Below are 11,413 nucleotides of genomic sequence, written 5' to 3'. Positions count from 1 at the left end.
AAGTCTCCAGGGGCGTCGTCGGGGGGTGCCGTCCGCTGCGGGTGGCGGTGGCGGTGTGGCATGAGGGCGGGGTCCTCGTGTCGTTGCGGTCCGGGGGGACGGGGACGGGTTTGCGTCCTGTCCGGTCGCCGTGCAACGACAGCCATGTTTAGGCAGGCCCGCGACGGGTTGCAAGAATGTGACGTACTACCCTGCATCGGAGCGATGTCCGGATTGTGCCGGTATCGGTATCTATGAGCACGCCGGATGTGGTCTGTCTGCTACGGCCCTCCGTAGTATGTGATCTGCCTCCTATGGGTGGCATCACATCGGGAGGCCCCTCGGGGGCCGCTGCGGGGCTCATCCGGAGCCTGTGACCGGGGGTCTCATGGGCGTCTGGGGCACGTCGAAGAGTTGCGGCAGCGGTCGGCGAGGGGGGCGGATGGGGCCTTGACCGTCACCTGGACGCGGTGGAGGCGTCGAACGCGGCCAGCATCTCCGTGGACCAGGTGAGGCGGCCGGCGGCCAGGTTCTGGACGACGGAGCGCAGCCACTGCTCCTCGGCTCCCGTGACCGAGCGCAGGTATTCGAGTTCGAGTGTGGAAACCCGAGGCAGGCCCTGCTCGGTCCCGGTGGACAGGGTCGCGTCGAGGGCGGCTCTCGCGAGCACGGCCGGCGTCGACCTCGCGTACGGCAAGCGGCTCGTGGCCGCCGAACCGGCCGCCGGCGGGGTCACCGCGACGTTCGCCGACGGCACCACCGCGACCGCCGACGTCCTCATCGGGGCGGACGGCATCCGCTCCACGGTCCGTGCGCTCATCGACCCGCATGCTCCCGGACCTGAGTACGGAGGTGTGCTCAGCTTCGGCGGCTTCGCGGTCGGCAGCGGCGTCGAGGCCCGGCCCGGCAGCATGTACTTCGCCTTCGGCCGCACCTTCATCGGCTACTGGTCCCTGCCCGACGGCCGCATCGTCTGGTTCGCCGGGCTGCCCAGCACCGAGCCGATGACCTCTGCCGAGGTCCACCGCGTACCGGCGGCCCAATGGCTGTCCCGGCTGCGCGAGTTGTACGCCGCCCACACACCCGGCCGGGCCCTGCTCGCTCACACCGAGCCCGGCGACCTGATGGTGGTCGGCCCGATGGAGCGCATGCCGCCCGTGCCGCACTGGCACCGCGGGCGCATGGTCCTCGTCGGCGACGCCGCCCACGCCCCGTCCTCCAGCTCCGGACAGGGTGCGTCGCTGGCCATCGAGAGCGCCGTCGAGCTGGCCCGATGCCTGCGCGACCTGCCCACACCCGAGGCCGCGTTCACTGCGTACGAGCGGCTGCGCCGTCCCCGCGTCGAGATGATCGGCGGCGACGCCGCGGCCAAGAACAGGGCCAAGGCCGGACAGGCGGGTGACAAACCGGTCTTCCCCGCCCCGGAGCAGATGTTCGCCCCCGTCCACCGCCACCACATCGACTGGGACGAACTCGTCAAGGACTGACCGGCGTGAGCTGCCGAAGCCTGCGGCAACGCCCGGCGTCTAGGCTCCATCGTCGACGGAGCCGACCTCGCCCGACCGTGCCGGAAAGCAGAGAAGATGAACAGACAGACCGACGAAGTGGACCAGGCGCTGATCGAGGCCGCGGCACACGTCGCGGCCACATGCTGCCGCGGAGACAACCACACCATGGCGGCCGCCGCCCGTGCCCGAGACGGCCGGATCGTCACCGCCGTGAATGCCTATCACTTCACCGGAGGTCCCTGCGCGGAGCTGGTCCTGATCGGCACCGCTGCCGCCCAGGGTGCCTATGACCTGGACACCGTCGTCGCGGTGGGTGACCGCGGCCGTGGCGTCGTGCCGCCGTGTGGCCGCTGCCGCCAGGTCCTTCTCGACTACTTTCCGGCGCTCAAGGTCATCGTCGGGGCGAACGGCAGCCTCCGGACGGTTCCCGTGACCGACCTGCTTCCTGAGAGCTATGTCTGGGCGGACCACCAGCTCGACGCAGCGCAGGCACCGTCTGGTCCCGACGCGGCGTGAGCGCCGTGTGCCGTTCCCGTGCGTCATGAAAGGTCCTTCCAACGCTTGCCGTCGGACCTCGGTGCACGCGAGTTTGCGGCATCGAGGACTGATCGCGCCGGTCTGCTAACCTTTCCGAGGCCGTGCGAGAGAACGAGGAGGTGGTACCCGTGAACGTATCGACGTGGGTGCTCTCCTCAGAGGTCACGGTCGGGCGATAGGTCGTCCGGGAGCGCCGTTCTGTGCACTCCCGAAAGGCACGACCATGCAATTCACTTCCGAACAGCGCATCGACGACGGCGTCCTCGAGCGCGAGTTCACCCTCGGCGAGATCCCCGGCATCCTGTGGACGCCGGCATCGGCCTCCGCATCCGCACCGGTGCCGCTGATCCTGCTCGGCCACCCGCCGCTCGGACTGCACAAGATGTACCCCCGACTGATGGCGCGGGCCCGGCACGCCGCGGCGGACGGCTTCGCCGCGGCCACCATCGAGCTGCCCGGGAGCGGTGACCGGCCCCGGTGGGCCGCCGTCGAGGAGGCCCGCGTCGACCTGCGCCGGGCGATGGAGACCGGCGAGCCCGTCAACGACGAGATCATCGACGCCCTCGTCCTCCCGCTCGTCGAGAAGTCGGTCCCGGAATGGCAGGCGGCCCTGGACGCCCTCGTGTCGCTGCCCGAGATCGGCGGCCCGGTCGGATACTCGGGGGGAGTGATCTCCATCGGCATCCGGCTTGCGGTGGTCGAACCGCGCATCGTGGCAGCCGGCTTCTTCGCCGGGAGCCTCGTACCGCGCGCCATGTTCGAGGAGGCCCGTCGGGTCACCATTCCGCTGCACGTCCTGCTCCAGTGGGACGACGAAGGCAACGACCGGCAGGCAGCCCTGGACCTGTTCGACGCCTTCGGCTCCAAGGAGAAGACGCTGCACGCCAACATGGGCGGGCACACCGGCGTCCCGCAGTTCGCGGCGGAAGCCGCCGCCGGGTTCTTCGCCCGGCATCTGCGCTAGCCGCGGGCCGACCCCGCTGCCAGGCCGGGTGGGGGTCGCTGTGGTGCACCTCTACCCGCAGGCAGGTGCTGGACAACCAGACGCAGACGTGGCACCGCTGTCACCGTGGACGAGGGCGTTGGCGGCCACCACCCCCGAGGCCGGCGGCTCAGCGGGGCCGGTTCGGACGGGCGGCACTCGTGGGCGTCGAAGCCATGGGCGATGTCGCGCAGAAGTACGGATTCGGTTCGACCGAGGGATCAGGCGCTGTGAGCCCTCCTCACCCGGAAGAGGGGGTCTCCTCGCCCGCTGGTGTCCTGCCGCCCGATCAGTGCGGAGCTGGTCGGACGGCAGGACGGGCTCTCATTCCGGCATGTCCTCGTCGTCCGGGGCGAGCCGGGCCCACACCTCTGCGAGGTTGCGCAGGTGCTCGTCGTCGAGTCGGTCGAAGAAGAGCCTGCGCAGGTCGCGGTACTGCTGCCGCCACGCCTTGCGCAGGAGGGACCTGCCGTCGGAGGTCAGAACGGCTTCGAAGCCGCGGCCGTCGCCCGCCGCCCGCCGCCTCTCGATGAGACCGCGTTGCTCGAGCCGGTCGGCGAGCCGGGTGAATCCGCCGCTGGACATCAGGCGCCGCTGCGCGAGCTCCGACATCCGCATGCCCTTCCGTCCGGCCTGGCCCAGCAGCGCCAGCACGCTGTACTCGGCCATGCTGACGTTCATGGGAGCGAGCCCAGCCTCGATCTCACGCCAGATCCGATCATGGGTGACCAGGAAACCGTTCCAGGCCTGATACTCGAGCTCTCCCAGCTTTTCGGTCGCCATGAGCAGCACGCTATCGGTAGCCGGCTGCCGTGAACCAACCGGTGTACCTGCCTGCGCACACATCAAGAGCGGCCTGGCAGGGCAGCGGAAGCCTGCGCGTCACGTGGACAAGTGAACCGCTCGGTGGCTGCTGCCGCTCCGTGGGCGACAGGAACGTCGAGGTCAGCGAGGTGTCTCTAGCCACCAGCCCCTGGGTGAGAGGCGGCTCCTGGGTGACCTGGGCCCTTGACGGTGGCAGACCGTCCTCGCCTCCGACTAGAGGGCGCTCTCGTCGGGCAGTGCGTCGGCGAGCAGTTCGGCGGTGTGTTCGGGGGATTCGACGGGGAAGTGGTGGGTTCCCAGGTCGACGGGGACGATACGGAGGCGGTGGTGGTAGCGGTCGACGGCTTCCTGGGTGAGGATCGAGCGCACCGCGTACACGGTGATGGGTTGTTCGGTCTGGCGCAGGGCTGCGTCCATGTCCCAGTGGATCAGGCCTTCGAAGGATCGCAGGCCCGCCGGCTGCCGGACGGCCACCATTTTCCTGAAGTAGGTGTCGGTCAGTGCGGGATCGGTGCCTCGAGGTGACCCGGCTTCGACCAGGGCTCGTACGGCTGCGGAGAAGTCGTCGTGGAAGGGCTGGAGCAGGGCCTTTCTCTGTTGTTCGTCCTGCGCGGGGAACAGGGAGAGGTAGTGCAGGGCGTCGAGCGCGATCACGTGGGTGACGGTGTGGGGGAGTATCCGGTCGGTCTCGACGGCGACCGCCCCGCCGAGGGAGTGCCCGGCGACCACGGCGGTCTCCACGGATTCGGCTTCCAGTACGGCCGCCACGTCGCGGGCGAACTCCTCCATCGTCCAGGTGTCCCGCGTGGAGCGGGACTCACCGTGTTCGGCGAGATCGATCGCGAGGACGCGGCAGTGTGCGGGAAGGTGGTCGGTCACCGCGTCGAAGTCGGTGCGGTCGCAGCCCCAGCCGTGGACGAGGGCCAGAGCGGGGCCTGTGGCGGGGCCGCTGACGGTGTAGCGGATCGTCGTGTCGTGCGCGCGCTGGACCTCGCGGTTCGCCGCGGGCCTGGTCGTGATCGGCATCCCGGTGCTTCCTTTCGTGTTCTCGGGCGGGGATCCGGCGGTCACAGCGCCCGGTGGTACTGGACCGGCCAGGCGGCCGGGTCGCCGCCGCGGGGGCGCAGGGCGAGGTAGGGATCACGCAGCAGGGCACGTCCCATCAGCACCGCGTCCGCGTGGCCGCCGGCCAGGACCTCACCGGCCAGCGACAGGTCACCGATCTGCCCGACCGGGGCGACCGGCAGCCCCGATGCCTCCTTCAGGGTGCGGGCGAACTCGACATTGACCCCTTCCTGCTCCGGCGGGCGGGCCTGCAGGTCCCGCGTCAGGACCCCGGAAGTGACGTCGAGGAGGTCGATGCCCACGGCCGCCAGTTCCTTGCCGAACAGTGCCGCCTCCTCCACGGTGATGCCGCCCTCGACCCAGTCCGTCGCGGTGACACGGGCGAAGACCGGCTTCGTCGCCGGGAAGGCGTCCCGCACGGCACGGGCCACCCGCAGCGGAAAGCGCATCCGGTTGTCCAAACTCCCCCCGTACTCGTCCGTCCGCCGGTTGGCCAGGGGGGAGAGGAACTGGTGCAGGAGATACCCGTGCGCGGCATGGATCTCCACGACCTCGTACCCCGCCAGATCGGCCATCCGGGCGGCCCGGGCGAACGCCTCGACCACCTCATCGATGTCGGCGCGGGACGCCTCCCGGGGAACGCTCAGATCACCGAACGCCACCGGAGACGGCGCGATCAGCTCCCAGCCACCCTCGGGTACGCCCACCGGACCGTTCTGCCCCGCCCCCTCCCAGGGGAGCTGGTGAGAACCTTTCCTGCCCGCGGCCAGCAACTGCACCGCGGGAACCGCACCGCGCCCGGCGATGAACGCCGTCAGACGCCGATGCGCGGCCGCCTGCTCCTCGTTCCACAGTCCCAGGTCCGCCGCAGTGGTCCGGTGCCCCGGCCCCACCGCATTCGACTCGACCATGACCAGCCCCACCCCGCCGACCGCACGCGCGCCGTAATGCACCAGATGCCAGTCCGTCGGCTTGCCATCGCTTCCCGCCGCGTACTGGGCCATCGGTGACATCCACACCCGGTTGGGTACCGACACGCTTCGCAACCGCAACGGGGTCATCTCCAGGCCTTCACGCTCTGAGCTGGACACAACTGGGCTCACTTTCTCCATCGTGCGCATACCTGCCATCCGAGTGCGCATACCTGCCATCCGAATGGACGATCGCCAACGTACCGCAATGCGGCACTGCTGTGCCAATTTGCGGCCCATCGGTCGAGAGAGGGAAACGTAGAGAACTGGACACGGATCCGCTGCGATGGGGCGGCACGACGTGAACCGGAGTGGTCGTGCTCGGCGGCGACTCGGCGATGGCGGCCGCCGTCCACGGCATCGGGCATCAGAACAAGATCTGCATCTGCCTCGTCGTCTCGGCGTCGACAGGCATGGCTACGATCACGCCGATGTCCGGCGGTGCGATGAGGGGAACACTCGACCGACGAGTGCGGAACAGGGCGGAGCGACGCTGCACGCGCCGCGCGACCTGGTCGAGCGCATGAAGACGTACGTGAAGGTGTCGTACGCCACGCACGGTGAGGTCGCCGACTACGGGTGGCGGAGTGACGGCCAGGGCATGGAGAACCGCGCTGACGGCGGTCGGGCGGTCAGGCGGACGACATCAGCTTGCTGATCTCGTCCGCGGCCGCGACGACCAGCTGTGCCAGGGCCTCTTCTTGCGTGCTGTCGTAGCGCATCTGCGGGATGGACAGCGTGAGGCGAGAGAAGAGAGGTACGACATGTCGTTCGAGATCGGCATCATGACGTTCGGCGAGATCACCGAAGACCCGGTCACGGGGACCCTCCCGTCGCCGCGGCAGCGTGCCCGCGAGATCATCGAGCAGGCGCAGGTCGCCGATCAGGTCGGACTCGACGTGTTCGGTGTCGGTGAGCACCACCGTTCCGACTTCGTCGGATCGGCGCCGGCCGTCCTGCTGGCCGCCGCCGCGGAGAAGACCGAGATCCTTCGGACCGGTCTCCAGCACGGGCTTGATCCACTCGAGACTCGGCCGTGGGCTGAACAGGACCGCCTCGGCCGGGCCGGGCTGCTCGCGCAGTGCGCCGAGCGCCGCGGTGAGGGCCTGCCCGTCGGTAATGTCCGCGGTTTCGGCCGCTGTCGTCACGCCCTCGGAGGTCAGACCGGCGGCCATCGTCAGGCCCTCCAGCGTGAACTTCGTGGCGTGGTAGTAGGCCCTCTTGAGGGTGGCTCTCGCAGGGCCACCTTCACGGCGTTCCGCGCGTGCTGCGCAGCAGTGGCCGACGGTAGAGTCCTTGACGATGGCACGTGACGACAATGAGCTGGGTTCCTTCCTGCGCAGTCGCCGGGAGAGGCTCGACCCCGCCTCCGCCGGAGTGGTGGACCACACCCGACGACGGGTCAAGGGACTGCGCCGGGAAGAGCTGGCGCTCCTTGCCGGAGTCAGCCCCTCCTACTACACCCGGCTCGAACAGGGCCGCGACCGCAACCCCTCGCACGAGATCCTCCAAGCCCTGGCCCGCGTCCTGGGCCTGGACGACACCGAGCGGGCCTATCTCTGGTCCCTGGCCATGCCGTCGCCGGCCCCGGCCGGCAACGACGCGTTCCCCGCGCACACCGTGCGGCCGGGCGTGCTGCACCTGCTGGAGCGCTGGGCCGACCTGCCCGCGTTCGTCGTCGCCCCCAACCGCGACGTCCTGGCCGGTACCCCGCTCGCCGCGCGGGTCAACCCGGCCTGGAGCCCGGGGCACAACCTGATCGAGTTCACCTTCCTCGACCCGCGTGCACATGAGGTCTATCCCGACTGGGAGGAGATCACCCTGCAGGCCGTCGCAGGCCTGCGCGTCACCGCGGTCACCCGCCGCCCGGAACTCGACGGCTTCGTGGCGAGCATGCGCGAGCGCAGTGCGTCGTTCCGTGCCTTGTGGGACTCCCACGACGTGTACGAGCGGGTGGTGGGCGAGAAGCGACTGGCCGTCCACGGCCTCGGCATTCTCCGCCTCCGCTTCGAGACCTTCGCGCTCGCCGGTCCCGAGGGCCACGTCCTGTACGTGTACTTCCCACAGCCCGGCGGCACGGACGACGATGCACTGCGAAGCCTCGCCTGAGAAGGCCGGGCAGCCCGGATCCCCGACCCGCCGCAACGGGCTGCGAGGGGGGCGCTCGTCGGGCCACCTGATGCCCACGTACTCAGCCACACGAGCGGCGCTCACCGACGAGAGCGGCGGACCGGCACCGGGCGCCGCGTCGCAGTGCCGGCCGACCGTGCCGACCCCTTCAGCACCTCCGGGAGAACACCATGCCCAGCAACCTGCCTGTGATCGAGGTCAGTGACCTCGAACTGGCCGCCCTCCGTGCCCGATTGGAGTCCACACGATGGGCCGAGCCCTGGCCCGTCGACGGCTGGGACGCCGGTACCGACCCGCGGGAACTGCGCCGCCTCGCCGCCTACTGGGCCGACGGTTACGACTGGCGAACCCACGAGGCCGCCATCAACGCCCTTCCCTCACACCTGGCCGACCTGGACGGAACACCGGTGCACTACCTCCGTTTCGACGGCGAGCACCCGGACGCGCTGCCGATCGTCCTCACCAACGGCTGGCCCAGCTCCTTCCTGGAACTCACCGCACTCGCCGACCGGTTGGCCAACCCCTCCCGATACGGGGGTACCGCCGAGGACGCCTTCACCGTGATCGTGCCCTCCCTGCCCGGATTCGCTTTCTCGCCCCAGCGGCCCGCGCTTGCCGAACAACAGCAGACCCACCACCTCTGGCACCGGCTCATGCACGACGTACTCGGTTTCGAGCGGTATGCGGCGCACGGCGGAGACCTGGGCGCCGGAATCACCTCGCGGCTCGCGGAGGCCCACCCCGAGGCGCTGGTCGGCATCCATCTGCTGGCCGTGGCCGCCCCCGCCGCCTACGACCCCGCCACTCTCCGCCCGGAGGAGCAGGAGTATCTCCGGTCCGTGTCGGACTGGCAGACGCACGAGGGCGGCTACCAACACCAGCAGAGCACCCGCCCCCTCACCCTCAGCCAGGGGCTGGCCGACTCCCCGACCGGTCTGCTCGCCTGGCTCATCGAGAAGTACCGCGCATGGAGCGACTGCGGCGGCGACCTCTCCACCCGCTTCAGCGACGACTTCCTCCTCACCCAGGCCTCTCTCTACTGGTTCACCGGCACGATCTCCACCTCCTTCCGGCCCTACTACGAGTACGCCCACGGCCTGACCCGGCGCGTGGAGCGGGTGAGCGTCCCCACGGCCGTCGCCCTGTTCCCCGCCGACCTGAGCCGGCCACCACGCAGCTGGGCCGAGCGCACCTACGACATCACGCGCTACACACACATGCCCCGCGGCGGACACTTCGCCGCCCACGAAGAACCGGAGCTGCTCGCCCGGGACATCACCGAGTTCTTCCGTGCGCTTCGTTTCCCTCGGACGTGATCTTTGTGGGGCGGCCGTGCACGGGCGCGGGACGACGCCGGCAGACGTCCCGGGTCCCGCCGCCAGGGACGCGGAACGGCGCGGCCGTGCTCGGACCCGGCCCCGGCCGACGGCCTGGTGACAGCGCTGCCGTCGACCCGAAGAACCGGGCGAACCCCCTCCTGGCTGCCCGTCACTGTCCTCGACGAATCGCGAGCGGTGGGGCGCCTGGCCGGAGGGTGCGGTACCGTCAGCCGGCGAGTTGGGCCAAGGCCGCCGTCACCAGTGCGGTGGTGCCGGTCTCCAGGGTGAGGCGGACGCTGGGCAGGTAGCGCGGCGAGTGGTTGCCCGGCAGGCCGCGGAACTTCTCCTCCGCCGTGGCGCCGGGCGCGGCCGCCCACTGGGCGGGGCCGACGGCGCCCAGCATCCAGTAGCCGCCGCGGATGTCGGGGCGTCCGTGGAGGTGGGCGCCCGCGCCGGTGAGAAGGGGGAAGTCCTCGGTGGCCGAGGTGGCGGCCCAGCCGGTGACGCGCGGCGCACCGAACGCCGCCTCGTGGGCCGAGCGCACCTCCGCCGTGACGTGCGGATCGCAGTGCGTGACGCCGGAACGCGCCGACACGGTGACGGTGACCCGCGGCGGCAGGGCCGCGGCAGCCGCCTCGGCCAGGGCCATACGCTCCACGGCGGAGACGGCGCGGTCCAGGGCCGCCTCGGAGAAGGCACGGACGGTCACGCGCAGCACGGCCCGCGAGGCGATCACGTTCCCGGTGTGTCCACCGCCGCCGGTCCGCAGCGAGGACGCGGTGAGAACCAGTCGTTCGGCGGGATGGGTCTCGCGGGCCGCGACGGAGGGCAGCCGCGTCACCACGCCGGCCGCGGCGAGCAGCGGGTCGGCGGCGAGATGCGGGGTGGCCGCGTGGCCACCGTCGCCCTCGAAGACCACCTCCAGGGTGACACTGCCGGCCAGGACGGGGCCGTCGGCGTGCGCCACCATGCCCGCGGGGAAGGGCGCGGTGTGCTGCGCGAGGGCCACGTCGGGCGGGGTGATCCGGTCGTACAGGCCGTCCTCCAGCATGGCCCGGGCACCGCTGAGCGTCTCCTCGGCGGGCTGGCCGACGACGACAAGGGTGCCGCGCCAACCGTCCCGCCGGGCCGCCAGCCAGCGGGCGGCGGCCGCCGCGCAGGTCAGGTGCGCATCGTGGCCGCAGGCGTGCATCACGGGGACGGGACGTCCGTCCGGCCCGGGGCCGGTCGCGGTGCTCGCGTAAGGGACACCGGTGTTCTCGGCCACGGGCAGGGCGTCGAGTTCGGCCCGCAGCAGGACGGTCGGGCCGTCGCCGTTGCGCAGCTCGGCGGCGACCCCGTGGCCGCCGATGCCGCGCAGGACGCGGAAGCCGTCCGCTCCCAGCCAGTCGGCGAACCGGGCGGCGGTACGGCGTTCGGTGCCGGAGAGTTCGGGATGTCGGTGAAGATCGAGGTACAGCTCGACAGCGGGGCGGAGCAGGGCGTCCAGACCGGGCAGGAGGCGACCGGGCGCCGGGTGGTCGGAGCAGGACGGGTCGGCGTCCGCAGTGACGCCGCTGCTGTCGTGGTCGTGGGTCACGGGCAGAACTCCTGGGGTCTCGGTCGAGCGGCAGGACAGGTGGGGTGGCGGCACGCGCACGGGAGTGCCAGCCAACTGACAGCGGTCCGCAAGGGCGTTGACGTCGGTGCCGCGTAGAAAGATGGAGCCGAGGCCCTGGCCTCCGGCAGGTTCAGCGCACCACCGGCCGGGACCGTCCCGGCCCGCGACCGGTCTGCGGACCCGGAAGGAGAGACCACATGGCCGACAACGCCCTCGCCTCCCTCGCCCAGGAGATCCTCGACCTCGAGTCGGAGACCTTCGAGATCACCGACTACTCGGACGCCAGCGAGGTCATGCTCGGATCGTCCACGAGCTGCTCCTCCACCAGCACCTGCTCCAGCACCACCAGCACCACCTCCTGCACCGCCTGACGCCTGTCGTCGCGGTCGCCGGCCCCCGGTGCCTCACGACCACTGCGGAAGCTGGGATTCCTCACGATAGGGCTGTTCGACGAGGCCGATCCGCGGACCGGGCACGAGTCCACGCTCGCTCTCATC

Annotated in this window: 12 protein-coding genes and 1 pseudogene; 8 read left to right on the top strand and 5 right to left on the bottom strand. The window is 70.8% G+C overall.

What is annotated here, in order from left to right; all coding sequences use genetic code 11:
* Nucleotides 1-436 precede the first annotated feature (436 nt).
* Nucleotides 437-649: a hypothetical protein gene (locus ACWDUZ_RS38060; protein ID WP_451636405.1), complete on the bottom strand. Its 213-nt coding sequence runs from the start codon at nucleotides 647-649 to the stop codon at nucleotides 437-439.
* 34 nt (nucleotides 650-683) lie between these two features.
* Between ACWDUZ_RS38060 and ACWDUZ_RS38055 the strand changes: the two genes are divergently transcribed.
* From ACWDUZ_RS38055 to ACWDUZ_RS38045, 3 genes are all read left to right on the top strand, one after another.
* Nucleotides 684-1,466 (top strand): FAD-dependent monooxygenase, encoded by a 783-nt coding sequence (locus ACWDUZ_RS38055; RefSeq protein WP_451636404.1) that lies wholly within the window; start codon nucleotides 684-686, stop codon nucleotides 1,464-1,466.
* Nucleotides 1,467-1,562: 96 nt separating this feature from the next.
* Nucleotides 1,563-2,003, top strand: a complete 441-nt coding sequence (locus ACWDUZ_RS38050) for a cytidine deaminase (RefSeq protein WP_451636403.1) — start codon at nucleotides 1,563-1,565, stop codon at nucleotides 2,001-2,003.
* Nucleotides 2,004-2,247: 244 nt separating this feature from the next.
* Nucleotides 2,248-2,988 carry an alpha/beta hydrolase gene (locus ACWDUZ_RS38045; protein ID WP_451636402.1) on the top strand — a complete coding sequence of 247 codons (741 nt, stop codon included), beginning with the start codon at nucleotides 2,248-2,250 and terminating at the stop codon, nucleotides 2,986-2,988.
* 342 nt (nucleotides 2,989-3,330) lie between these two features.
* Here the strand turns inward: ACWDUZ_RS38045 and ACWDUZ_RS38040 are convergent, their stop codons facing one another.
* From ACWDUZ_RS38040 to ACWDUZ_RS38030, 3 genes are all read right to left on the bottom strand, one after another.
* Nucleotides 3,331-3,789, bottom strand: coding sequence for a MarR family winged helix-turn-helix transcriptional regulator (locus tag ACWDUZ_RS38040; RefSeq protein ID WP_451636401.1), 459 nt, complete (start codon nucleotides 3,787-3,789; stop codon nucleotides 3,331-3,333).
* Nucleotides 3,790-4,044: 255 nt separating this feature from the next.
* The gene (locus ACWDUZ_RS38035) at nucleotides 4,045-4,857 is read right to left on the bottom strand and encodes an alpha/beta fold hydrolase (protein ID WP_451636400.1); all 813 of its coding nucleotides are present in this window, start codon (nucleotides 4,855-4,857) and stop codon (nucleotides 4,045-4,047) included.
* A 41-nt stretch (nucleotides 4,858-4,898) separates the two neighbouring features.
* Nucleotides 4,899-5,957: an NADH:flavin oxidoreductase/NADH oxidase gene (locus ACWDUZ_RS38030; RefSeq protein WP_451636406.1), complete on the bottom strand. Its 1,059-nt coding sequence runs from the start codon at nucleotides 5,955-5,957 to the stop codon at nucleotides 4,899-4,901.
* 674 nt (nucleotides 5,958-6,631) lie between these two features.
* Here ACWDUZ_RS38030 and ACWDUZ_RS38025 point away from each other — a divergent pair.
* From ACWDUZ_RS38025 to ACWDUZ_RS38015, 3 genes are all read left to right on the top strand, one after another.
* Complete coding sequence (locus tag ACWDUZ_RS38025) at nucleotides 6,632-7,180, top strand: LLM class flavin-dependent oxidoreductase (protein WP_451636399.1); 549 nt, start codon at nucleotides 6,632-6,634, stop codon at nucleotides 7,178-7,180.
* Entirely contained in the window at nucleotides 7,170-7,976 is an 807-nt protein-coding gene (locus ACWDUZ_RS38020; protein WP_451636398.1) for a helix-turn-helix domain-containing protein, read from the top strand. Before ACWDUZ_RS38025 ends, ACWDUZ_RS38020 begins: the two co-directional genes overlap by 11 nt.
* Before the next feature lie 191 nt (nucleotides 7,977-8,167).
* Nucleotides 8,168-9,313 (top strand): epoxide hydrolase family protein, encoded by a 1,146-nt coding sequence (locus ACWDUZ_RS38015; RefSeq protein ID WP_451636397.1) that lies wholly within the window; start codon nucleotides 8,168-8,170, stop codon nucleotides 9,311-9,313.
* 229 nt (nucleotides 9,314-9,542) lie between these two features.
* Here ACWDUZ_RS38015 and ACWDUZ_RS38010 read toward each other — a convergent pair whose 3' ends face one another.
* A complete protein-coding gene (locus ACWDUZ_RS38010) occupies nucleotides 9,543-10,895 on the bottom strand; it encodes an amidohydrolase (protein WP_451636396.1) in 1,353 nt (450 codons plus the stop codon).
* 218 nt (nucleotides 10,896-11,113) lie between these two features.
* On the opposite strand from ACWDUZ_RS38010, the gene ACWDUZ_RS38005 reads away from it, so the two are divergent.
* Nucleotides 11,114-11,287, top strand: a complete 174-nt coding sequence (locus ACWDUZ_RS38005) for a thiazolylpeptide-type bacteriocin (protein ID WP_413951474.1) — start codon at nucleotides 11,114-11,116, stop codon at nucleotides 11,285-11,287.
* Between the two features lie 3 nt (nucleotides 11,288-11,290).
* Nucleotides 11,291-11,413 (top strand): annotated as a pseudogene (locus ACWDUZ_RS38000) (LLM class flavin-dependent oxidoreductase); the annotation flags it as partial.

It is taken from the genome of Streptomyces sp. NPDC003393 (assembly GCF_053589015.1).
This window is presented reverse-complemented; position numbering and strand designations above follow the sequence as displayed.